Source organism: Actinosynnema sp. ALI-1.44, from assembly GCF_001984155.1.
In the GTDB taxonomy this organism is placed as follows: domain Bacteria; phylum Actinomycetota; class Actinomycetes; order Mycobacteriales; family Pseudonocardiaceae; genus Kibdelosporangium.
The window spans coordinates 103,838-125,957 of record NZ_MTQO01000039.1; the positions used below are offsets into that span (position 1 = coordinate 103,838).

Below are 22,120 nucleotides of genomic sequence, written 5' to 3' on the forward strand. Positions count from 1 at the left end.
GCCGACCGGGGTAACCGGTTCAAACCTCTTCCAGTACCGACTTCAGGAACGCCTTGGTGCGCTCGTGCTGCGGCTCGTTGAACATCTGCTCCGGGGCGGCGTCCTCGATGATCTTGCCTTCGTTGAACATCAGCACCCGGTTGGAGACGTCGCGCGCGAAGCGCATCGCGTGCGTCACCAGCAGCATGGTCACGTCGCTGGTCTTGGCCACGTCCCGCAGCACGTCGAGCACCTCGGCGGCGATCTCCGGGTCCAGAGCCGACGTGACCTCGTCGAGCAGCAGGATGTCCGGCTCGACGGCGAGAGCGCGCGCGATCGCCACGCGCTGCTGCTGCCCGCCCGACAGTTGCGACGGGTAGAAGTCCGCCTTGTCCTGCAGGCCGACCATCTCCAGCAGTTCGCGGGCGCGCTCGTCCGCCTCGTCCTTCTGCTTGCCGAGCACGTGGATCGGCGCCTCGGTGACGTTGCGCAGCACCTTCATGTTCGGGAACAGGTTGAACTGCTGGAAGACCATGGTCACGCGGCTGCGGACCTTGCGGGTGTGCGCTTCGCTCGCCGGGACGAGGTCGTCGCCGCGTCGTTCGTGCCACAGGTATTCGTCGTCGATCGCGATCGTGCCCGAGTCCGGCTTGGTCAGCGTCATCAGCATCCGCAGGATCGTGGTCTTGCCCGATCCGCTCGGCCCGATCAGCGTCACGCGTTCGCCGTTGGCCACGTTGAACGACATGTCGTCCAGCACCACGTTGTCGCCGAAGCGTTTGCTCACGTCGGTGAAGTCGATGAAACTCATGCTGTGGCCATCCCCTTGTACCGGCGCTCCACGATCCTGCCGATGTAGGACAGGACGAGCGCGACTGCCAGGTAGAGCAAGCCGGCCATCGTGATCGGCTCGAACGGGCGGAAGGTCTCCGCGATGATCCCGCGCCCCACGGTGAAGGGCTCGGCGACGGTGATCGCCACCAACTGCGGGACGTCTTTGAACAGTGCGATGGAGTAGTTGGTCAGTGCGGGGATCGACCGCGGCACCGCCTGCGGGAGGATCACGCTCGTCCACACGCGGCGACGCGGCAGGTGCAGCGCGATCGCGGCGTCCCACTGCCCGGGCGGGACACCTTCGATCCCGGCGCGGTAGACCTCGGACGTGTACGTCGCGTAGTGCAACCCGAGCCCGACGATGCCCGCGGCGAGCGGGGACAGCGCCAAACCCAACTGCGGCAACACGAAGAACAAGAAGAACAGCTGGATCAGCAGTGGCGTGCCGCGGATGAACTCCACGACGAAGCCGACCGGGACGCTGACCCACTTCTGGTGGCTGCGCCGCGCCAGCGCGAAGACCAGGCCGAGCACCAACGCGACCGCGTAGCCGACGACCGTCGCGATCAACGCGGTCAGCAGGCCGTCCAGCAGTTGCGGCAGGATGTCGAGCGCGTAGTTCCAGTCGAACTTCATGTCCAGGCCACCCTTCGTTCGAGCAGCTTCACGCCGGTCATGAAGATCAACGCCATCAGGCCGTACCCGATCAGCAGCCCGCCGAAGACCGCGGCGGCGCGGCCGTTGCCACTCCAGATCAGCTGGCCGTTGAACGTCAGCTCCGGGATGGACACCACGGCGACCACGGCCGTGGCCTTGAGCTGCTCGATGACGTTGTTGCCGAAGGACGGGATCATCGCGCGGACTGCCTGCGGCAGCACGACCCGGCGCATTCCCTGTGACGGCTTGAAGTTCAGCGCTGTCGCCGCCTCGATCTGACCGGGCGGGACGGCCTGGATCGCGCCGCGGACGACCTCACCGGAGTACGCGCCCATGTTCAGGCCGAGCGCGAGGATCCCGGCGAACGTCGGGTCGAGCTGCCAGCCGAGCGACGGCAACGCGTACACGAACCAGAACGCGAGCACGAGCACAGCCGCGCCGCGGAACAGCTCGACGTACGTGAAGCCGATGGCCCGCACGAACTTGTTGTGGCTGACCCTGGCCAGCCCGACCGGGAACGCGATCACGAGTGCGAGCGCCATCCCGCCGAGAGTCAGCAGGATCGTCTTCCACGCCCCGTAGAGGAGCAGGCCTAGCTGCGCGCTGGACATCAGGCCTCCGGTGCCGCGCAGAGATCACGCGCCTTCAGGTCGGTCATTTCGGCCTCGGTGAAGCCGAAGGGCCGCAGGATGCGCAGCAGCTCACCGGACCGCTTGAGGTCGGCGAGTTCCTTGTTGAACGCGGTGACGATGTTCGACTGGTCGGGCAGGAACGCGAACCCGCCCGAGGTGTACTGCGGTTTGCCGTCGACCACCGGCACGAACGGAGTCGTGATCTCCAACGGCGCACCGGGGTTCTTGCCGAGGATGTCGCGCAGCGAGATGGACGTCAGCGCGAACGCGTCCTCCCGTCCGGTGTTGACGGCTTCGAGACCGCTCGGCTGGTTCTGGTAAGCGGTGATCCGGTTCGCGGAGACTCCGTTGGCGGTGGCGTAGTCCTTCTCGGTGGCGCCGATCAGCACACCCAGCTTCAGGTTCTGCTGCGCCACCTCGGCGAACGTCTTGATGCCCTTCGGGTTGCCCTTGGGCACGAGGAAAGCCGCAGGCGCGATGAAGTCCGGGTTGGTGAACAGCACCTGCTTGCAGCGCTTGGGTAGGATGGACATGCCCGCGCCGATCACGTCGAACAGGCCGACTTTCAGCCCGGCGATCAGCGAGCCGAACTCGGACGGGATCGGCACGAGCTTGGGCACGCCGAGCCGCGCGAACACCACTTTGGCGACCTCGGCCGCCTCGCCGGTCAGTTCGGCTTCGGAGTTGATGAAGCTGTACGGCGCCTCATTGCCGAAACCGATCCGCACCTCACCTTGTTGTCTGAGCCGATCGAGCAACGAACCACCGTTCGGCTCTGCGGACAGATCCACCCTGGTGCAACCGGGCAGGGCAAGGGAGAGCGCCCCAGCCGCCGCAGCCTGCAGCAGCAGTCGTCGAGAAGCCACGCGACGACCGTAGGGCGTTCATCGGCCCAGGTCAACACGATCCGAAGTGGACGAACGACAGTTCACCCGGTCAGGCCGCGTGTTTCCCTTACCAGATCGACGATTCCGGCCATGATCTCAGTGAGCTCGTAGTCCTTCGGAGTGAAAACCCGAGCTATTCCCTTGTCCAGCAAAGCTTTGGCGTCATCGGGCGGCACGATACCGCCGACGACGACAGGCACGTCGTCGGCTCCCGCCGCCCGCAGTCCTTCCACCACCGCGGGCACGACCTCCAGGTGTGACCCGGACAGCACCGACAGCCCGACCACGTGGACGCCCTCCTGCACCGCGGCGGCCACGATCTGGTCCGGCGTCAGCCGGATACCCTGATAGACGACTTCGAAACCCACATCCCGCGCCCGGACCGCGACCTGCTCGGCTCCGTTGGAGTGCCCGTCGAGCCCCGGCTTGCCGACCAGCATGCGCAGCCGCTCCCCCAGTTCGGCGCTGGTCCGCTGCACCCGATCCCGCACCCGAGCCAGCTCGGCACCGGCCTCACCAGTGGAAACACCGGCGACACCGGTCGGCGCGCGGTACTCGCCGAACACCTCCCGGAGCGCTCCCGCCCATTCACCCGTGGTGACACCGGCCCTGGCGCAGGCAAGCGTCGCCGTGACGAGGTTCACGTCTGTCTTCGCGGCCGCCCGCAAAGCGTCCAGCGACTGTTCCACCGCGGCCTGGTCCCGGTCCGCGCGCCAGCGCTGGATGGCCGCGACGGCGTCCTTCTCGACGGCGGGGTCGAGCTGTTCGATCGCCTTGGCGCCCTCGGCCTGCAGCGGCGACGGCTCGGTGGTGTCGAACTTGTTGACGCCGACGATGGTCTCCTCGCCGTTCTCGATGCGCACCCGGCGTGCCGCGAGCGAACCGACGAGCTGGGTTTTCATGTACCCGCTCTCCACCGCGGCCACCGCACCGCCCATCGCCTGCACCCGGTCGATCTCCTCGCGGGCGCCGCGCAGGATCTCGTCCACTTTGGCCTCGATGACGGGCGAGCCGTCGAAGATGTCCTCGTACTCGAGCAGGTCGGTCTCGTAGGCCAGGACCTGCTGCATCCGCAGCGCCCACTGTTGGTCCCACGGCCTCGGCAGACCGAGCGCCTCGTTCCACGCGGGCAACTGGATGGCGCGCGCACGAGCGTTGCGGGACAAGGAAACCGCGAGCATCTCCAGCACGATCCGCTGGACGTTGTTCTCCGGTTGCGCCTCGGTCAGGCCCAGCGAGTTCACCTGCACGCCGTACCGGAAGCGGCGGTGCTTGGGGTTCTGCACGCCGTAACGCGCGAGCGTGATCTCGTCCCACAGCTGGGAGAACGCCCGCATCTTGCACATTTCCTCGACGAACCGCACACCCGCGTTGACGAAGAACGACATCCGCGCGACAACCGAGCCGAACTCCTCCTGCGGCACCTGGCCGGAGTCACGGACCGCGTCCAGCACCGCGATCGCGGTGCACATGGAGTACGCGATTTCCTGCACCGGGTTGGCACCGACCTCCTGCAGGTGGTAGCTGCAGATGTTGATCGGGTTCCACTTCGGGACGTTGGTGACCGTCCACGCGACCATGTCGGTGATCAGGCGCAACGACGGGCCCGGCGGGAAGACGTAGGTGCCGCGGGACAGGTACTCCTTGATGATGTCGTTCTGCGTTGTGCCCATCAGTTTGGCTATGTCGGCGCCCTGTTCCTCGGCGACCGTCGTGTACAGCGCGAGCAACCACATGGCCGTCGCGTTGATGGTCATCGAGGTGTTGGCTTCGGCGAGCGGGATGCCGTCGAACAGTTGCCGCATGTCGCCGACGTGACTGATCGGTACACCGACCTTGCCGACTTCGCCGCGCGACAACTCGTGGTCGGGGTCGTAGCCGGTCTGTGTCGGCAGGTCGAAGGCCACCGACAACCCCGTTTGGCCTTTGGCGAGGTTGCGACGGTAGAGCGCGTTGGACGCCGTCGCCGACGAGTGGCCGGCGTAGGTCCGCATGACCCATGGCCGGTCACGCTCGCGGTCGGTCGGGTACGGCATGGGAACCTCCGTGGCGCTGGATCCCCTTGACGGTACTGGCTGGTAACCGGGCAATAACGTGCACTGACTCACAAAATCGAGAAAGCCACTCGACCGTGACCAGGCAAGCGACCTGTGCAAGCACAGCGCAGGTTCAATGGCGGCTTGTGCGCAAGCACAGGGGGCCACTTCGGGGTTCCTCACTCGCGCACGGTCTCGACGGCACAGCCTCACACGGCACAGCCTCACGGGCACAGCCTCACGGGCGCAGGCGGTCGCCATGGCGCGGTCCTCGGTGGGAAAAAAGACCCCTCGCCGGGAGCAGACCTCTGGGCAGGAGGTTCTTCGCGTCGTGTTCTTCCCGGCGCATGCTTTTCATGTCCCGGGGTTTCAGGGCGCGGGTGTCCCCTGCCCGTCGACCTGCCCCAGGGAACCACGGTCTATCAAGAGGATCGGTATGGCTGTCGCTGGGGCTCTTGGGGTAGGCCGACCTCTTGACAGCCCGTGGTTGGCTTCGCCCAGGCCGACGGGCAGGAGACACCCCCGAAGCACCACTCTGCGCTTGCGCGCGAGCGTGTTGTCGCTGGGTTTGCGCTTGTGCGCGGGCTGGGGTTGAGCGTTGGCCGGTCGCGGGTGGGATGTGGTGACGCTCTCGGTCTGCTGTCTAGCGCTCCGGGGCTTGGGTTACGCGTTCCACGTTCGCGCCGAGGCGTACCAGGTTCTCCACGAAGCCCGGGTAGCCGCGGTCGATGTGGAAGACGTCCCACACCTCTGTCACGCCGTCCGCGCACAGGCCCGCCAGCACCAGGCCCGCGCCCGCGCGGATGTCCGACGCCCAGACCGGCGCGCTCGACAGCTTCTCCAGGCCCCTGATCACCGCGTGGTGTCCGTCAGTCCTGGCGTCCGCACCCAGGCGCATCATCTCTTCCACGAAGCGGAACCTTGCTTCGAAGAGGTTCTCCGTGATCATCGCGGTTCCTTCGGACACCGCGCACAGCGCTATCGCGAACGGCTGCAGGTCCGTGGCGAAGCCCGGGTACGGCAGCGTCACGAAGTCCACTGACTTCGGGCGTTCGGCCATCACCACGCGGAACGCCTTGTCGTCGTACACCGTGACCTCGGCGCCTGCTGTGCGGAGCTTGTCCAGCACGAGGTCGAGGTGGTGCGGGTCGACGCCCCTGACGGTCAGGTCTCCCCTCGTCACGGCGGCGGCGAAGGCCCAGGTCGCGCCGACGATCCGGTCGCCGATCACGCGGTGCTCGGTTGGTTGCAGTGAGTCGACGCCGTGCACGGTCAGCGTGGACGTGCCCGCGCCCTCGATCTTGGCGCCCATCTGCTGGAGCATCGTGCAGAGGTCGACGATCTCGGGTTCGCGCGCCGCGTTGTCGATCACTGTCGTGCCGTCCGCCAGCACGGCCGCCATCAGGATGTTCTCGGTCGCGCCCATGCTCGGGAAGTCGAGCCAGATCTGGGCGCCGTGCAGGCCTTCCGCCTCCGCCACCACCGAACCGTGCTCGATCTCGCTGGTCGCGCCGAGTTGGCGGAGGCCGTTCTGGTGCATGTCCAGCGGGCGCGAGCCGATCGCGTCACCGCCTGGCAGCGCGACCACGGCGCGGCGGCAACGGCCGACCAGCGGACCGAGGACGCACACCGAGGCGCGCAGTTTGCCCATGGATGCCGCGTCCGGCTTGTGGTTGAGCTCGGACGGGGTGGTGATGACGACCGTTCCCCCGTCGACGGACACCTCGCAGCCGATGCTGCGCAGGACGTCCGCCATGTACGGCACGTCCAGGATCTGCGGGCAGTTGGTCAGCGTCGTCGTCCCCCGCGCGAGCAACGCCGCCGCCATCAGTTTGAGCACACTGTTCTTGGCCCCGACGACATCGACCTCGCCGACGAGTCTCGCGCCGCCGTGAACCCGGAAGTGCTCGGACACGCACCCTCCCCGTAAGAAAGATCCTTGGATTGGCGCCAATCGTACGGGCGGGCCGATGTCAGCTGGATTCGGAGGCTCCCGCCGCCTCGACGCGCTCCCGCAACCGCAGCATGGGCTTCTCCGCCAGGTCCACGAAGTGGTGCAACGTCAGTTCCGACGCGCGGGCGCTGTCCCCGTCTTCGATGGCCTGCGCGATCGCGCGGTGGTCGTCCAGCGCGCGCTGCCTTATGTCGGTGTCATAGGGCAGTGAGTCCGTGCCGAAAGTGAGCTGGATCCGCAGTTGGGAGTCGATGCTCACGTAGTAGGGGTTCCCGGTCGCGTCGGCGATCGCCGAGTGGAGCGTGTGGTCCGCGGTCCGCATCTCGTCGCGGTCGTCGACGGCTCGCTCATACGCCTCGACCGCCGCCCAGATCTTGCGGATGTCGTCGTCGTCACGTCGTTGCGCGGCTATCCCCGCGATCATCGGCAGCAACGACCTGGTCAGGTCGAAAAGCCAGGTCAGGTGTTGCCAGCGGGGCAGGAGCATGCTGCGGATGTGCGATCCCGACTCGGGGCCCCACGTGCTGTGCACCCGTACGCCGCCGCTGCGGCCGCGCGTGATGCTGACGTAGCCGAGCGACTCCAGTTGGTGCAGCGCGTCCCGCAACGTGGTCCGGCTTACGTTCAGCCTTGCCGCGAACTCCCGCTCCGGCGGGAGTTTCTGCCCTGGCAGCAAGGCGCCGAGCGCGATCGCGGTGATCAGCCGGTCCACCAGTTGCTCGGCCGCGGACTTGACCTTCATCGGACCGGACTGGTCCATGTCCAGGCTCAGCCTGAGGGACGGCCCGTCGCTCGCACGTGTTCTCAAAGTCGAATGCTCCCTGCGCAGCCGAGCATCGAACATAGCCCATTGGGTGGTTGACGCCGATCACTTTAGGGGAGCCGAAAGATTAGGACCAGCTTTTGGCCCGATTCCCGCTGGACACTCGAGCAAGCGTGACGGATCACGGGCTGACCAGCCGTGCCGGTGTCGAATAAGGTTCTCGCCATGGCTGTGCACCTGACCCGCATTTACACCCGCGTCGGCGACGACGGCACGACCGGGCTCGGCGACTTCTCGAGGGTGTCCAAGACGGACCCGAGGCTGTCGGCGTACGCCGACGTCGACGAGGCCAACGCGGCCATCGGGGTCGCCGTCGCGATGGGCAGCCTGCCCGACGAGATCGCGAACGTGCTGCGCACGGTGCAGAACGACATGTTCGACGTGGGCGCCGACCTGTGCACGCCGATCGGCGACGACGACTCCAGGCTGCGGATCACCCCGGCCTACATCGAGCGGCTGGAGGGCTGGTGCGACGAGCTCAACGCGCGTCTGCCGAAGCTGGAGTCCTTCATCCTGCCTGGCGGAACGCCCGGTGCGGCGTACCTGCACGTGGCCAGGACAGTAACGCGACGGGCTGAACGTACGACATGGACGTTGATCGACGCCGACGCCGAGCGGACGAACGTGCTGGCCGCGAAGTACCTCAACAGGCTCTCCGACCTGCTGTTCATCCTGTGCAGGCTGGCGAATCCGGACGGTGACGTCCTGTGGCAACCGGGTGGTGCCGGAAGCAATTAGCGGGCACGTGCGCGCTTTGCGTTCCTTTTGGTCTTAGAGTGTGTGGTCGCAACCGACCGGGCAGGCGAAACAGGAGGTGACCATGCCCACGGGTGAGCCCGCAGGGAGTGGTCCCACCGCGCGCCGGATGGTCCTCGGCAGCCAGCTGCGGCGGCTGCGCGAGGCCAAGGGCATCTCCCGCGAGGACGCCGGGTACGCGATCAGGGGTTCCGGCTCCAAGATCAGCCGGGTCGAGCTCGGTCGCGTCAGCTTCAAGGAACGCGACGTCGCCGACCTGCTGACGCTCTACGGCGTGACCGACCAGAGCGACCGCGACATCTTCCTCGGCCTGGTCCGCGAGTCCAACCAGCCCGGCTGGTGGCAGCGCTACAACGACCTGATGCCGCACTGGTTCCAGGACTTCGTCGGTCTCGAGGAGTCGGCGTCCCGGATCCAGACCTACGAGGTGCAGTTCATCCCCGGCCTGCTGCAGACCGAGGCGTACGCCCGCGCGGTGATGCTGCGCGGCAGGCCGGACGCCCCGCCGGAGGAGATCGACCGCAGGGTCAACCTCCGGATGCAGCGCCAGCGGCTGCTCGCGTCACCGCAGGCGCCGCGTGTGTGGGCGGTGATCGAGGAGGCGTGCATCCACCGCCAGATGGGCGGGACGAAGGTGCTCCGCCAGCAGCTCGAGCACCTGCTGGAGATGACCAGGCTGTCGAACATCTCGCTGCAGATCCTGCCGTTCGAGCTGGGCGGGTCGGCAGGCGAGACGCCCTTCACGCTGTTGCGGTTCGCCGAGTCCGAGCTGCCGGACATCGTCTACCTCGAGCACCTCTGCGGAGCGCTCTACCTGGACAAGACCGACGAGGTCGAGGTCTACAACAAAGCCGCACATCGACTGGTTGTCGAGGCCGAAACGCCGGAGCAGACCAGGCGGACCATCTCGAAGGTGCTGAAGGCTCTCTGATCCGGCGACGATTCGCCACCACTCCCACCCGAACAGCGGTTGCCAACCGCCGGGATGCGGACATTGGATCTTTGCGCCCATCCCACGGCCGTAACAGGTGTTAACGATTTGGCCACCGCCCGGCGAACTCGGGGTGCCGGGGCTCCGGCGGCACACTCACGGTCATCACAATTCCTCCCTCGCCGTGTTTATGTGTCGTACGAAATTCGGCCAGATGGCGGAGTCGGAATGCAATCGATCTCACTGTCGGCGACCAGCGGCTACGTAGCGTCGACAAAACCTGCTGTGATCAACTCGTCGCGACCGGGGTGTGAAAATCGTGCAGATGCACGTGCATGCGCCCGTGCACTGGCGCGTGCTACCTTGCTTGTGCACGAAGATCGATACGAGACGTGCCGCCGCCAAGGCAAGTCGGGGATAGGTGGGAGCACTCCATGACGGCAGTACACAACGGGGTAGCCGCGGACCGCCTCGGAGGCGTCGACTGGCGACGCAGCCGGATGAGCGGAGCGGTGGGTAACTGTGTAGAGGTCGCGACGCTCGAGTCCGGCGAGATCGCGGTGCGCAACTCACGGTTTCCGAACGGACCGGCACTGATCTATACACGGGCCGAAATGGCAGCCTTCCTCGCAGGAGCGAAGGACGGCGAATTCGACGACGTTCTGTCGTGACGAAGGCGGCGACATGGACGACTTCGAGGCACAACTCAGGGAACTGATGGCCCGGGGGTTCAGCTTCGCGCATCCGCGCGACGCCGCTGGGGAGGTGGCCGCCGTCGTCGGCGTGCGGGTCCACCACGGAGTGGTCGACGTGATCCAGATCTACGGCGAGCACGATGCCGACGCCACCCGCATCCCGGGTGACGAGATGGACATTTTCTTTCCGTACAAGGTTTTCTGGCGATCCAGCGGTCGGTCCGCCGAGGTCGTCGCTGAATTGCTGGCTCTGCCGGATCCCGCGCCCGGTGAGGTACCGAAGGTCAACGGGTGCTGGGTTCCGGCCCGTCCTGGCAGGTCGAAATGGCTGTCCGCGTCCGCGTGAGTCCAGCCGTGCTGCCGCGTGATGGCAGCTCGGGTCCCCGAGCGTTCATCAGAGAACTCGGTGTCAAGCTTGCCGCAGGGGTGACTCGGCTGAGTCGCTCCCGCGGCTCCAAAACGCACTAACCTTCTCTTCACCAATCCGCCTGCACGCCGGATTCGAATCATCCGACGTGCAGGCAGAGGTACGAGGAGGGGTGAGCATGCGGGAACGGGCGCAGCGGTCACGCGAACCAGGCGGACCGCGACCGGCCACTCTGGACGAACTGCTGCCCCGCGTCGCACGCGGGGACGAAGCTGCCTTCGAGCAGCTCTACCGCCACCTCTCCGCCCCCGTCTTCGGGCTGGTGCAGCGAATCCTGCGTGACCCGGCACAGTCCGAAGAGGTCGCGCAGGAGGTCTTCCTCGAACTCTGGCGCTCGGCCACGCGCTACAGCCCCGAGCGCGGCTCGGTCCTGTCGTGGGCCATGACGATCGCGCACCGCAAGTCCGTCGACCGGGTCCGGTCCGCCCAGGCGAGCACCGACCGCGACACCCGCGCCGCACGCGCCGAGAACGCGCGCCCCTTCGACGAGGTCACCGAAGTCGTCGCGGGCCGGATGGAACGCGAACAGGTTCGCCGCTGTCTCGGCACGCTCACCGAACTCCAGCGCGAGTCCGTCATGCTCGCGTACTACCAGGGCTACACCTACCGGGAAGTCGCGCACCTGCTCGACTCGCCGCTCGGCACTGTCAAAACACGATTGCGGGACGGGCTGATCAGGCTGCGTGACTGCATGGGGGTGACGGCGTGAACAACGATGTCCACACACTGACGGGTGCGTATGTGCTGGACGCGCTGTCCGAAATGGAGCGCAGAGCGTTCGAGGACCACATGGCAGGCTGTCCGGCCTGCCACCAGGAGGTCGCGGAGCTCAGGGAGACCACGGCACGCCTCGGCACGGCGACCGCGATCGCGCCGCCGCCTCAACTGTGGAACAAGGTGCACGCGGCGATCGGCAACGTGCGTCAGATCCCGCCGCTGTCGGTCGACGAGCCGGCCTCGCTGCGCACGAGGCGCCGGACGTCCCGTGTCGCGGTGTTCGCGGCCGCCGCGGGCATTGTCGCCGCGGTCGGGCTCGGCGTCGGCTGGGTCGTGACCAACAACGACCTGCAGGACCGGCTCGCCCAGAGCCAGACGGAGCTGTCTCAGATCCAGTGCGCGTTGAACGCACCGGACGCGAAGGTCAGCACGGGGACCGTGCAGGGCGGCGGTCTGGCGACCGCGGTCGTCTCGGCCCGGCAGAACTGCATGGTCATGCTGCTCAAGGACGCCCCGAAACTGCCGGGAACCTCGGTCTACCAGCTCTGGTACGTCCGCGCGCCGGGCCAGCAGACCTCCGCGGGGATCCTGGCCGCTTCCAACGGAGCCATCCCGGCCAGCGATCTCACTCCGGCCAAGGGAGCCGTCGCGCTCGCGATCACGATCGAGCCCGCCGGTGGGTCCCCCACGCCGAGCGAGAAGATCGTCTCGACGATCCAACTGGCCTAGGAAGCGTAAGGAAGACGACGCCCCGGGGGCGCTGACTCGAGCCACGAGAGAAAACCGGTCAGCGCGTCCGGGGTCATCGCTATCTCGACGACGGTGTCCGGGCCGCCGACCGCGCGCTTGGAGCGCGGCGGGTCCAACTCGGCACGGCAACGCAGGATGACGGCGCCGTTGGGCACGCCGTAGAGCTCCTGAGCGCCCGGTTCACGGCGGTCGTCGATCTCGAACCCGTCGCGCTGGATGATCCGGTTGGGGCCGCTGCGCAGGCTCAGCGCGCGGTACCAGGTGAACTCGTCACCGTGGTAGCGGGCCACGCCCAGATGCCAGCCGCGGGGGTTGTCCACATGGGTGCGCAGGGCGACGTTGATGCCGCCCATCCGGATCAGCCGGACCCGGCGCACACCCAGCAAGATCAAGGTGACGACCGCGACCGTCAGGAGCGTCCCGATGAACCAGAGGATCTCCACGGCCGCCCCCGCCCAGTCCCGCGGATCAGACTGTCTGCCCGGCGGCGCGGACTCGGGCTTCTGCTCTCGCCCGCTCGTCCGCGTCCTGCGCCGCAGCCACCTCGGCCCTGGCCTGGTCGATGTCGATCTCCTCGGCGAGTTCGGCGTTCTCCGCGAGGATGCTCACGCCGTCACCGGTGATGGACAGGAACCCGCCGTAGACCGCCGCGATGACCGTGTCGCCGTCCGTCGTGCGGATCTTGACGACACCACCTTCGACCAGCTGTCCGAGCAGCGGTTCGTGGCCGGGCAGCACGCCGAGTTCGCCCTCGGTCGTCTGCGCGATGACCATCGTCGCTTTGCCCGACCACAGCCGGCGCTCGACGGCGACGAGTTCAACGGAAATCTCGGCCACGCGTTTCTCCTTCGTGTCCCTTTGTCCGCAAGTCTAAACGGCGGCCGTCGGCAACTTCGACGCCCCTCCCGGTGTGATGCGGGTCGTGGACGGCTTCAAGGGGATAGTCGGTGCCGGACAAGGGGGACTTCGGGCAGTTCACGGCGCGAGGGCGAGCCGGAGGCGTATGTCAGGGCCGCGGAGTTCGTGACGAGTAAGTGAGACCCCACTCACAGACGAATCCTGTGATGGTCCCCGCCAACCGGTGACCGGATGAGCCGAGGTGGCTCCACCCGCCCGGGGGCGGGTGGAGCCACCGGCGTTTCTCAGGCCCCGTCGGCGTTGTAGATGCCGCTCGGGGTGACCACCCAGAGCACGTTGTTCGGCCCGGCGACCTCGTCGCGGGTGCGGCCCAGGTTGGTGTAGATCTTGCCGCCTGATCCGCTGGTGTTGAGCTTGTACGTGCCACCCTTGAGCGAGGCCATGTACAGGCTCCCCTTGTAGGTCGTCAGGCCGCTCGGCGTGGCCTGCGAGGTCGGCCACGACTTCACCGGGTTGACGTACTTCGAGTTGTCGCACGGGCCTTCGCAGTCCGGCCAGCCGTAGTTGCCGCCCGGCGTGATCTTGTTCAGCTCGTCCTCGTCGCTCGCGCCGATCTCCGAGATGTACAGCTGGCTGCCGACCCAGGTCAGGCCCTGCACGTTGCGGTGCCCCATCGAGTAGACCCTGCTGTTGAACGGGTTGCCCGGTGCTGCGGCGCCATTGGTGTCCACGCGCAGGACTTTGCCGCCGAGGGAGTTCCGGTTCTGCGCGTTGGCGCCGTTCTGGCCGTCGCCCGTGCCCGCGTAGAGGTACCCGTCCGGGCCGAACTTGATCCGGCCGCCGTGGTGGAACTGGGATCCGCGCGGGATGCCGGTGACGATGGGCGTCGGCGCCTGCCCCAGTTTGAGTTTCGCGATCCGGTTGTCGGAATTGGTCGTGTAGTAGATGAACACCAACTGGTCGGTCGCGTACTTGGGGGACACCGCGATGCCGAGCAGACCCGCTTCCTTGGTGACGCTCACCCCGGAGATCGTCTGCACGTCCGACACCTTGCCGTCGGTGCCGATCTTGCGGATCTTGCGGGAGTCCTTCTCGGTGAACAGCGCCGTGCCGTCGGGCAGGAAGTCGACCGACCAGGCCTGGTTGAGTCCACTTGCGACCTGACGGATGGCCAACGGTTCCACGTCGGCGGGCGCGGCGATCGCGGTTCCCGCGGTCAGCAGCACCGCGGTGGCGGACGCGGCGACGCCGACGAGTTTGCGCCGGAATGTCATGGGCTTGCCTCCTGGGAGCTTCATTCGGGCTACACACGGGCGGCGAATGCATCCAAACACAGCGAGAGTCGATCGTCCTACCTCCGACCGAGCTAACAACCCGGAAACACCCGATCACTGTCGTCACAATCGGTCACAGGATAGGTGGGAAGTTTCCCGTTCACAGGGATCGCCGCGCCCGTTCACCGGGGAAAACGCTTAGGGGACTAGCCTTTCGGACCAGTCTGCTCCTACGCTCGAAGTGCTCGACACCGGTCCAGTGACCGACGATCCATGACGGATCGTCACTGATCCGAGGAGTGCACACATGATCGAAAACACGGAGCGCGAAGTCTGGACCACTCCGGACTTCGTCGAGTACGAAACGCCGATGGAGGTCACGGCCTACGCGGCACGGATGGACTGAGCACCGTCTCGCGACGCGAGGGCCGACCCCTGCGAGCGGCGGCCCTCGCCACTCCTCTCCCCTGCATGGAGGAACTCCCAGTGTCTGCGCCAGTGTCCACTTCGAACTCACCGATGTCCGCCGACGACTTCGTCGGCGCGTTGCGCGGCCTGTCCCACCGGTACTGGGGAACGCACCCGTTTCACCGCAGGCTGCACGACGGCAGCCTGTCGGAGTTCGAGTTGCGCACGTGGGCGGCCAACCGCTGGTACTACCAGAGCATCCTGCCGCAGAAGGACGCGGCGATCATCAGCAACTGCCCGGTGCCGCGGATCCGCCGGGACTGGCTGGCCAGGATCGTCTACCACGACGGCGCGGCCGACGGTGAAGGCGGCCACGAGCGGTGGCTGCGGCTGTGCGAAGCCGTCGGGCTGACCAGGGAAGAGGTTCTCGACGAGCGGCACGTCGCACCCGGTGTGCGGTTCGCGGTGGACGCCTACGTGACCTTCGCACGGACCAAGCCGTGGATCGAAGCGATCGCGTCCGGCCTGACCGAGATGTTCTCCGGCCACCTGATGCGCCAGCGCGTCACCGACATGCTGTCGAACTACTCGTGGATCGCCCGCGCGGACCTCGCCTACTTCACCAACCGGATCGACGCGGTCTCCGGCGAGGGGCAAGCCACAGTGGACATCGTGGTCGAGTACTGCACAACCTTGGCCGAGCAGGAAAAAGCCATCGCCGCGTTGTCGTTCAAGTGCGACGTGCTGTGGTCCATGTTGGACGCCATCGAGCGAGCGGCGAAGAAGGAGTGAGCCGGATGGCCACGATCGAGCTGGACTCCACGCCGCGACTGCGCCGAGGCGTGCGACTCACCTACGACAAGACCCGCGAGACGCACGTCCTGCTGTTCCCGGAAGGCGTTCTCGTGCCGAACGACACCGCAGCGGCCGTGCTCCAACTGTGCGACGGCGCGGCGACAGTCGCCGAGATCACGGCCGAACTGGGCCACAAGTACGAAGGAGTGCGGGTCGCGGATGTCCAGGCCGTGCTGACCAGGCTGGCGGAACGGCGGGTCGTGCAGTGGACGTGACCGCACAGCCGCCGCTGGGCATGCTCGCCGAGCTGACCCACCGCTGCCCGCTGCACTGCCCGTACTGCTCCAACCCGATCGAACTCGTCACCAGGGACAACGAGATGTCCACCGACGAGTGGCTCTCGGTCATCGAGCAGGCGCGGGAACTCGGCGTGCTGCAGGTGCACATGTCCGGCGGTGAGCCGCTGGCCCGCAACGACTTGCCGGTTCTCGTCGGCAGAGCGGCAGACCTCGGATGTTATGTGAACCTGGTGACCAGCGGGCTCGGGCTGACCGAGCAACGGCTCGCCGACCTGGTCGACCGCGGCCTCGCCCACGTCCAGCTGTCGGTGCAGGGCGCCGACGCCGAGATGGCGAACCGGATCGCGGGCGTGAAAGCACACAACCACAAGCTCACAGCGGCCAGGGCGGTGAAGAAGCTCGACATGCCGTTGACCGTGAACGTCGTCCTGCACCGCGCGAACCACCACCAGGTGGCGGATCTGATCGCACTCGCCGAGGACATGGGCGCCGACCGCCTGGAACTGGCCAACACCCAGTACTACGGCTGGGGCCTGCGCAACCGGTCGGCGCTGATGCCCACCGCGCGACAGCTGGCCGAAGCCGAGCCGATCGTCCGCGCGGCCACCGAACGCCTGCGTGACACGATGCAGATCGTCTACGTGGTAGCGGATTACTACGAGCCGTACCCCAAGCCCTGCATGTACGGCTGGGGTTCGCGGCAGCTCACGGTGACGCCGAACGGTGACGTCCTGCCGTGCCCGGCTGCCTCGTCGATCACGACGCTGAAGCTGGACAACGTCCGTTCCCGGACGCTGGCGGACATCTGGTACCACTCGGAGGCTTTCAACTCCTACCGGGGCGAGGACTGGATGCCCGATCCGTGCCGTGGCTGCGCGCGCAAGGGCATCGACTTCGGTGGCTGCCGGTGCCAGGCGTTCCTGCTGACCGGGGACGCGGGCGCGACCGATCCGGTGTGCTCGAAGTCACCCGACCGCGGGCTGATCGATACGATCCTGGCAGGCACCCCGTCCGAGCCGCCGGAGCTCGTGATGCGGAAGAACACGATCAAGGTGGTCTAGTGAAGGTCCTGCTGCTGGGAACGGCCGCGGGCGGCGGGTTCCCGCAGTGGAACTGCGCCTGCCGGATGTGTGCGGCCGACCTGCCCGCCCGTACCCAGGACTGCGTGGCGTTCAGCGCGGACGGCACAGGGTGGTACCTGATCAACGCCTCGCCGGACATCCGCGCGCAGATCCTGTCGACGCCGGAACTCACCGCGGGTCCCGGTCCTCGGGACACTCCCCTGCGCGGCGCGCTGCTGACCGACGCGGAGCTCGACCACACCCTCGGCCTGACCATGCTCCGCGAGGGCGCGGGCCTGCGGGTGTGGGCTCCTGGGGCCGCCTTGCAGGCTTTGCGCACGGATTTTCCGCTCCAGGGCATTGTTTCCCGTTATGGCGCGTGGCAGTGGCAGCAGGCCGTCGGCAGTTTCCCCGTCGACGGCCTGACCGTGACGGTCTTCCCGATCAGCGACAAGCGGCCGAAGTACGCCCAGTCCACCGTGGATGGACCGTGGGTGGTGGCGTACAAGATCTCCGATCCGGCAGGCGGCACGCTGGTCTACGCGCCGTGCCTGAAGAGCTGGCCGGACGGTTTCGACGAGCTGACAGCGGACGCGACCTGCGTGATCCTGGACGGCACGTTCTACTCACCGGACGAGATGTCCGGCGCGACCGACGCGGGGGTCGGCTCCGGCGCCCAGCGCGCGATGGGCCACATCCCGATCGCGGGCCCGGACGGCAGCCTCGCCCGGATCGCCCGCCGCCCGGGAAAGCGCTGGATCTACACGCACCTCAACAACACCAACCCGATCCTCGACCCGGACTCCGAGCAGTACAAGGAAGTCCTCGCCGCCGGGGCCGAGGCCCCACCCGACGGGACGCTCATCGATGTCTAGTGCTCACGACCGCTAGCGGTACTTCCGCGCGAGGTGGAAGATCCAGGCGGATATCAGTCCGGCGACCACTCCAATGCCCAGCAGCAGCCACCCGACTCCGGCGCCACTGCTGATCACGAGGGAGACACCCACCACCACCAGTGGCAGCGCCACCAGGGCCGTCGTGGTCGCACGCCACGTGAAGGGTGACCGGTTGTCGAAGTGCCCGGGTGTGGCGTTCTCCGCCTCAGAGGTCATGCTTGTCCATAGCCCAAAACGGCTTCCGCCAATCACGCCCAGCGAAGGACAGCCTCTGCCTGTGCGTAGTGCGAGTCCGCGACCTTGGGCCGGTCAAGTCCGCGTGCCAGGTCGCCGAGGTAACGGGCGACCGGCCCGAGAGTAAGCATCCCACTGCCCGCCCCAGCCAGTTCACCCGCCGCGGGCAGGAGCGCGTCGTAGAGCCGTCGCATCGTGCCGACGTCATTGGCCTCGATGGCCGCCTTGGCGTGCAGGCACGTCCGCGCTTCGTAGAGCTGGTCCCTCGGTGAGTCCGGGATCTGTCCCGATGGGCGGCACCACGGCGTGAACGCGCCGAAGTCCCTGTCCCGGTCGACGGGAAGTCCATTGTGGATCTCATGGCACAGCAGAGCGAACGCGGGCAGCCCTCGGTCGAATCCCGGCATCTGCGCATCAGCGAGCGCAGCCGCCGCAGCGCGGTACAGCCCCGTGGCGTCCTGCCCCGCCACCGAAGCCCGAAGTGCCCGGTACCACTGCGCGAAGACGTCAACCAGTGGTAGCTGATAGTCGACACCCAGCCGCGTCGCCCGGTCGACGTGCACGTCGGCGGCGGCGAAATCGGCGAGTGCGGAGTGTGACTGCATCAGGATCAGGTGTCCGAGAACCTCGAACGTCACCAGGCCGTGTCGCGAGGCCAGCGACACCAGTTCCGTGCCGATTCGCACCCGTTGCCCGGCCATTCCCGCACGGGAGAACGACTGCATGAACCGCGCGTTGAGCGCGAACGCCAGCACGGGCGGTTCGCCCAGCTCCCGCGCGATCGCTTCGGCTTCCCCCGCGGCTTGGACCGCACGTGCTCCACCTGAACTGCGCAGCTCCATCGCGATCGTGGCGAGCAGTCGGCTTCGCCAGACGGTGTCCACCTCGGGCAGCACGCGTTCGGTGACGGCGACGACCCTTGCCGCCAGCGCCGGGTCGTCGTGCGCGGTCCAGATCGCCGGTACGTCGAAGGACGCGATCACCCGTGCGGTCAGCAGCGGATCGTCGACCGAGTCGAGCAGGTCGAGCGCGGACGCACGCAACACCCGTGATTCACCGAGCGAGCCGCTGAACGACAGGGCACGGACCAGGCCCATGGTCAGCTCCAGGCGTTGCCGGACGTCAGTCTCCTGCCTGAGGGCGATCCGCCAGTACCTGGCCGCCTCACCGAAAGCTGAGCGCCGCTCGGCCGAAGCGGCAGCGGCTTGTGCGTAGCGGACCGCGCGACTGTCGAAGGCCAGGGCGAAGTGGTGCGCCAATGTGGCGGTTTCGCCGGGACACAGCCGTTCCAGCGCTTCGCCGACCTCGCGGTGCAGGTGTGTCCGTCGTGACTGCGAGAGGTCCTGGTACAGCGTGTCCCGCACGAGCGCGTGGGAGAACTGGAACCGATCGGCCTCGGTCTCGATGAGAAAACCTTGCCGCACAGCGATTTCGACCACGTCCAACGTGCCGACGACGTCGAGCGGGAACGTTTCGCCGACGACGGACGCGGTGCGGAGGGCCGTCTGCGCGTCGGCCGGTAGCTGGGAAAGCCGGTACCGGACGACATCGCGGACACCATCCGGCACCGTGGACAGATCGCCACCCGCCGCGAGCAGGCGTGCCAGCTCGCGCACGAAGAACGGATTCCCGCCGCTGCGCCGGTGGATCACCGCCGCGGTCGGTTCGTCCACATCCAGCCCGACCGCGGCACGCACCACGGCGGGCACATCCGCGACACCAAGCCCGCCGAGGTAGACACGGGTCGGTTCGGAGCGGGCCACTCGTCCCAACAGGGTGGTCGGGGCGTCTGTTGTCCGATAGGTCGCCACGATCAGCACTGGTGCCATGATCGGGTCGGCGACCACGGCCGCGAGCAGTGCCAACGTCTCCTCATCGGCCCAATGCACGTCGTCGAGCACCACGAGCAGGCGCCCGTGTGACGCGAGCTGTGACCGTGCGGCCTGATGCAGCTGGAACCGTGTCGTGGCGGGGTCGGCGGACGGGTCGACTTCGACCGGCTCCAGGACGTGTGTCCAGCCGGACGGAGCATCCTCGGGATTGCCGCTCCACCGCGAGGTCCAGCCAACCGACTCCAGCCGGGCTCGCAAGGCCATGGCCAGCGCGGTCTTCCCAGCGCCTGCTTCACCGCTGACCAACGCCAGCCCGAGGCGACGAGTGGTGGCCACCCGCTGTGCGGCGTCGGCCAGCAGCGCCATCTCCTCAGTCCGCCCGACCAGCACAGGGCCCGCTGGCGCCGGGGTCAGCCGCGGGGCGTGCGCGAGGACGTCGGCTTCCAGCTCGCGCAACGCCGGGCCGGGGTCGACGCCGAGCTCATCGGACAACAACCGCCGCGCCCGCCGCATGGACTCCAACGCGTCCGCCTGGCGTCCAGCGGTGTACTGGGCCAGGGCAAGCAGCCGCCAGGCCTCCTCACGCAGCGGATGTCCATCCACATGCGCCTGGAGGTCGGGCACAGCCTCAGCCGCACGCCCGCGCCCCAACAACGCCTCGGCACGCCGCTCGACAGCGAGCAGCCGGAGCTCATCCAGCCGGGCGATCTCAGCCCGTGCCCACGGCTGGTCGGCGAACTCGGCGTACGCGGGTCCACGCCACAACCCGAGCGTCTCGTCCAACGCCTCCAACGAGCCGTTCAGCGCGGCCTCGAACCGCCAGGCATCGACGGCGTCCGGTTCGAGCTTGAGCCTGTACCCCGGTCCCTCGGTGAGCAGCAGGGTCGCGGGCGCCCGGGGCGGCCGGTCCGGTTCCAGCGCCCTGCGCAGCGCGGCCACGAAGGTCTGGATCGCACCCACAGCACCGTCCGGCGGGTCGTCCCACAGATCCGCGACGAGCATGTCCACCGGCACAACCCGGCCGCGCGCGACCAGCAGGCGGGCGAGCACAGCGCGGTGACGCGGTCCTTTGAGGTCGATCGGACCAGCGGAGTCCGCGGCGACCAGCGGACCCAGCACGCCGATCCGCACCGAGGAACCCATCGCCGATCACTGTACTGAGCCACTGCTGACTGGCTGCTGATCAGCGACACGCACCGTGACGACATGAACAACCACTCACGCATCCCAGTGGCCGACGGTGTGACGCTGAACACCACCATCCAGGGCAGCGGCAGCCCGGTGATACTCCTGCACGGCTTCCCCCAGACCCACCTGATGTGGCGGCACGTGGCAGCGGACCTGTCGGCCGACCACACCGTGATCTGCCCCGACCTGCGAGGCTACGGCGACAGCGACAAACCGGACAGCGGCTACGACAAGCGCACGATGGCGGCTGACATCGTCGAACTCGCCCGCAAGCTGGGGTTCTCCCGGTTCGCACTGGCCGGACACGACCGTGGAGCCCTGGTGGCGTTCCGAGCGGGACTCGACCACCCGGACAAGATCACCCACCTCGGCATCCTCGACGGGATGTCCACATACGACACGTGGGACGTGCTGCACGGGGTGAGCGCTTCGGTGGCTTTTCACCTCTACCTGATGGCCCAGCCGGTCGGTCTGCCGGAGAAGATGATCGGTGCCGTGCCGGACGAGTTCTTCGGGTACTTCCTCGACGCCTGGTCCCAGCAGCCTTTCCCGCCGGATGTCCGCGCAGCGTACCTGCGGGCTTCCCGCGCGGCCGTTCCTTCGATCGTCGCCGACTTCCGTGCCACGGCGACCGCTGACGTCGAACAGGACACAGCGGACTTCGAGGCGGGTCGCCGGTTCGCCATGCCGGTCAGCGTGGTGCACCAGGACTGGGGCAGTGTGCTGGGGTTCGACCCCCGGGCCAGGTGGGAGAGGTGGGCACCGCAGTTGACCTACACGACTGTCACTTCGGGTCACTTCATGGCCGAGGAGGCTCCGGCCGAAGTGATCAAGGCCTTGCGAGATCTGCTGGACTGAAGGTGTTCGCAACCCTGGTCGGCTCGCGGGTGACCCGGCTTCGTGCGGCTTGCGCGCCAGCGCAGAGTGGTGCTTCGGGGGTGTCTCCTGCCCGTCGGCCTGGGCGAAGCCAACCACGGGCTGTCCAGAGGTCCGCCTACGTTTCTGGCGGGCCCGGCGATAGCGATACGGACCTCTTGACAGTCCGTGGTTCCCTTGGGCAGGTCGACGGGCAGGAGGCGCCCGCGCCCTCAACCCCGGGTCATAAAAGCATGCGCCGGGAGCAACACGGAGCGAAGATCTCCTGCTCAGAGGTCTGCCACCCGGCGAGGGACCCCGTCTTTCGTCTTTCGTCTTTCG

24 protein-coding genes are annotated in these 22,120 nt (G+C 67.5%); 12 read left to right on the forward strand and 12 right to left on the reverse strand.

What is annotated here, in order from left to right; all coding sequences use genetic code 11:
• Nucleotides 1-19 precede the first annotated feature (19 nt).
• The 7 genes from ehuA to ALI144C_RS13395 all read right to left on the reverse strand — a co-directional run bounded on the left by ehuA (nt 20) and on the right by ALI144C_RS13395 (nt 7,787).
• Nucleotides 20-790, reverse strand: coding sequence for an ectoine/hydroxyectoine ABC transporter ATP-binding protein EhuA (gene ehuA / locus ALI144C_RS13365; protein ID WP_076987412.1), 771 nt, complete (start codon nt 788-790; stop codon nt 20-22).
• Nucleotides 787-1,449 carry an ectoine/hydroxyectoine ABC transporter permease subunit EhuD gene (ehuD, locus tag ALI144C_RS13370; protein ID WP_083752997.1) on the reverse strand — a complete coding sequence of 221 codons (663 nt, stop codon included), beginning with the start codon at nt 1,447-1,449 and terminating at the stop codon, nt 787-789. The genes ehuA and ehuD overlap by 4 nt, the downstream gene beginning before the upstream one ends.
• Entirely contained in the window at nt 1,446-2,081 is a 636-nt protein-coding gene (gene ehuC, locus ALI144C_RS13375) for an ectoine/hydroxyectoine ABC transporter permease subunit EhuC (RefSeq protein WP_076987414.1), read from the reverse strand. The genes ehuD and ehuC overlap by 4 nt, the downstream gene beginning before the upstream one ends.
• Nucleotides 2,081-2,968 (reverse strand): ectoine/hydroxyectoine ABC transporter substrate-binding protein EhuB, encoded by an 888-nt coding sequence (gene ehuB / locus ALI144C_RS13380; RefSeq protein WP_076987415.1) that lies wholly within the window; start codon nt 2,966-2,968, stop codon nt 2,081-2,083. Before ehuB ends, ehuC begins: the two co-directional genes overlap by 1 nt.
• A gap of 62 nt (nt 2,969-3,030) precedes the next feature.
• Nucleotides 3,031-5,025 (reverse strand): methylmalonyl-CoA mutase family protein, encoded by a 1,995-nt coding sequence (locus tag ALI144C_RS13385; RefSeq protein WP_076987416.1) that lies wholly within the window; start codon nt 5,023-5,025, stop codon nt 3,031-3,033.
• A gap of 643 nt (nt 5,026-5,668) precedes the next feature.
• The gene (murA, locus tag ALI144C_RS13390) at nt 5,669-6,940 is read right to left on the reverse strand and encodes a UDP-N-acetylglucosamine 1-carboxyvinyltransferase (protein WP_076987417.1); all 1,272 of its coding nucleotides are present in this window, start codon (nt 6,938-6,940) and stop codon (nt 5,669-5,671) included.
• Between the two features lie 58 nt (nt 6,941-6,998).
• Nucleotides 6,999-7,787 (reverse strand): FadR/GntR family transcriptional regulator, encoded by a 789-nt coding sequence (locus ALI144C_RS13395; protein WP_168211236.1) that lies wholly within the window; start codon nt 7,785-7,787, stop codon nt 6,999-7,001.
• A 180-nt stretch (nt 7,788-7,967) separates the two neighbouring features.
• On the opposite strand from ALI144C_RS13395, the gene ALI144C_RS13400 reads away from it, so the two are divergent.
• The 6 genes from ALI144C_RS13400 to ALI144C_RS13425 all read left to right on the forward strand — a co-directional run bounded on the left by ALI144C_RS13400 (nt 7,968) and on the right by ALI144C_RS13425 (nt 12,057).
• On the forward strand, nt 7,968-8,540 hold the full coding sequence (locus ALI144C_RS13400; RefSeq protein ID WP_076987419.1) for a cob(I)yrinic acid a,c-diamide adenosyltransferase: 573 nt from the start codon (nt 7,968-7,970) through the stop codon (nt 8,538-8,540).
• An 82-nt stretch (nt 8,541-8,622) separates the two neighbouring features.
• A complete protein-coding gene (locus tag ALI144C_RS13405; RefSeq protein ID WP_076987528.1) occupies nt 8,623-9,489 on the forward strand; it encodes a helix-turn-helix domain-containing protein in 867 nt (288 codons plus the stop codon).
• Between the two features lie 434 nt (nt 9,490-9,923).
• Nucleotides 9,924-10,160, forward strand: coding sequence for a DUF397 domain-containing protein (locus ALI144C_RS13410; RefSeq protein WP_076987420.1), 237 nt, complete (start codon nt 9,924-9,926; stop codon nt 10,158-10,160).
• 13 nt (nt 10,161-10,173) lie between these two features.
• On the forward strand, nt 10,174-10,530 hold the full coding sequence (locus ALI144C_RS13415) for a hypothetical protein (protein WP_076987421.1): 357 nt from the start codon (nt 10,174-10,176) through the stop codon (nt 10,528-10,530).
• Nucleotides 10,531-10,729: 199 nt separating this feature from the next.
• Nucleotides 10,730-11,320: an ECF RNA polymerase sigma factor SigK gene (sigK, locus tag ALI144C_RS13420; RefSeq protein ID WP_076987529.1), complete on the forward strand. Its 591-nt coding sequence runs from the start codon at nt 10,730-10,732 to the stop codon at nt 11,318-11,320.
• Complete coding sequence (locus ALI144C_RS13425; RefSeq protein ID WP_076987422.1) at nt 11,317-12,057, forward strand: anti-sigma factor; 741 nt, start codon at nt 11,317-11,319, stop codon at nt 12,055-12,057. The genes sigK and ALI144C_RS13425 overlap by 4 nt, the downstream gene beginning before the upstream one ends.
• Here the strand turns inward: ALI144C_RS13425 and ALI144C_RS13430 are convergent.
• The 3 genes from ALI144C_RS13430 to ALI144C_RS13440 all read right to left on the reverse strand — a co-directional run bounded on the left by ALI144C_RS13430 (nt 12,054) and on the right by ALI144C_RS13440 (nt 14,210).
• Entirely contained in the window at nt 12,054-12,521 is a 468-nt protein-coding gene (locus ALI144C_RS13430; protein WP_076987423.1) for a DUF2550 domain-containing protein, read from the reverse strand. The genes ALI144C_RS13425 and ALI144C_RS13430 overlap by 4 nt on opposite strands.
• Before the next feature lie 25 nt (nt 12,522-12,546).
• Nucleotides 12,547-12,915 carry a F0F1 ATP synthase subunit epsilon gene (locus tag ALI144C_RS13435; protein ID WP_076987424.1) on the reverse strand — a complete coding sequence of 123 codons (369 nt, stop codon included), beginning with the start codon at nt 12,913-12,915 and terminating at the stop codon, nt 12,547-12,549.
• Nucleotides 12,916-13,220: 305 nt separating this feature from the next.
• The gene (locus tag ALI144C_RS13440) at nt 13,221-14,210 is read right to left on the reverse strand and encodes a PQQ-dependent sugar dehydrogenase (protein ID WP_076987425.1); all 990 of its coding nucleotides are present in this window, start codon (nt 14,208-14,210) and stop codon (nt 13,221-13,223) included.
• Between the two features lie 307 nt (nt 14,211-14,517).
• Between ALI144C_RS13440 and pqqA the strand changes: the two genes are divergently transcribed.
• The 5 genes from pqqA to pqqB all read left to right on the forward strand — a co-directional run bounded on the left by pqqA (nt 14,518) and on the right by pqqB (nt 17,648).
• Nucleotides 14,518-14,616, forward strand: a complete 99-nt coding sequence (pqqA, locus tag ALI144C_RS13445) for a pyrroloquinoline quinone precursor peptide PqqA (protein ID WP_042195101.1) — start codon at nt 14,518-14,520, stop codon at nt 14,614-14,616.
• Nucleotides 14,617-14,729: 113 nt separating this feature from the next.
• Nucleotides 14,730-15,410: a pyrroloquinoline-quinone synthase PqqC gene (pqqC, locus tag ALI144C_RS13450; protein WP_237774131.1), complete on the forward strand. Its 681-nt coding sequence runs from the start codon at nt 14,730-14,732 to the stop codon at nt 15,408-15,410.
• A gap of 5 nt (nt 15,411-15,415) precedes the next feature.
• On the forward strand, nt 15,416-15,688 hold the full coding sequence (pqqD, locus tag ALI144C_RS13455; protein ID WP_076987427.1) for a pyrroloquinoline quinone biosynthesis peptide chaperone PqqD: 273 nt from the start codon (nt 15,416-15,418) through the stop codon (nt 15,686-15,688).
• Nucleotides 15,679-16,773 carry a pyrroloquinoline quinone biosynthesis protein PqqE gene (gene pqqE / locus ALI144C_RS13460; protein ID WP_076987428.1) on the forward strand — a complete coding sequence of 365 codons (1,095 nt, stop codon included), beginning with the start codon at nt 15,679-15,681 and terminating at the stop codon, nt 16,771-16,773. The genes pqqD and pqqE overlap by 10 nt, the downstream gene beginning before the upstream one ends.
• A complete protein-coding gene (gene pqqB, locus ALI144C_RS13465) occupies nt 16,773-17,648 on the forward strand; it encodes a pyrroloquinoline quinone biosynthesis protein PqqB (RefSeq protein WP_076987429.1) in 876 nt (291 codons plus the stop codon). The genes pqqE and pqqB overlap by 1 nt, the downstream gene beginning before the upstream one ends.
• 12 nt (nt 17,649-17,660) lie before the next feature.
• Here pqqB and ALI144C_RS13470 read toward each other — a convergent pair whose 3' ends face one another.
• Nucleotides 17,661-17,885, reverse strand: coding sequence for a hypothetical protein (locus ALI144C_RS13470; protein WP_076987430.1), 225 nt, complete (start codon nt 17,883-17,885; stop codon nt 17,661-17,663).
• Nucleotides 17,886-17,917: 32 nt separating this feature from the next.
• Nucleotides 17,918-20,878: a BTAD domain-containing putative transcriptional regulator gene (locus ALI144C_RS13475; RefSeq protein ID WP_076987431.1), complete on the reverse strand. Its 2,961-nt coding sequence runs from the start codon at nt 20,876-20,878 to the stop codon at nt 17,918-17,920.
• 63 nt (nt 20,879-20,941) lie between these two features.
• Here ALI144C_RS13475 and ALI144C_RS13480 point away from each other — a divergent pair, with 63 nt between their 5' ends.
• Nucleotides 20,942-21,781, forward strand: a complete 840-nt coding sequence (locus ALI144C_RS13480; protein ID WP_076987432.1) for an alpha/beta fold hydrolase — start codon at nt 20,942-20,944, stop codon at nt 21,779-21,781.
• The last annotated feature ends 339 nt before the right edge of the window (nt 21,782-22,120 follow it).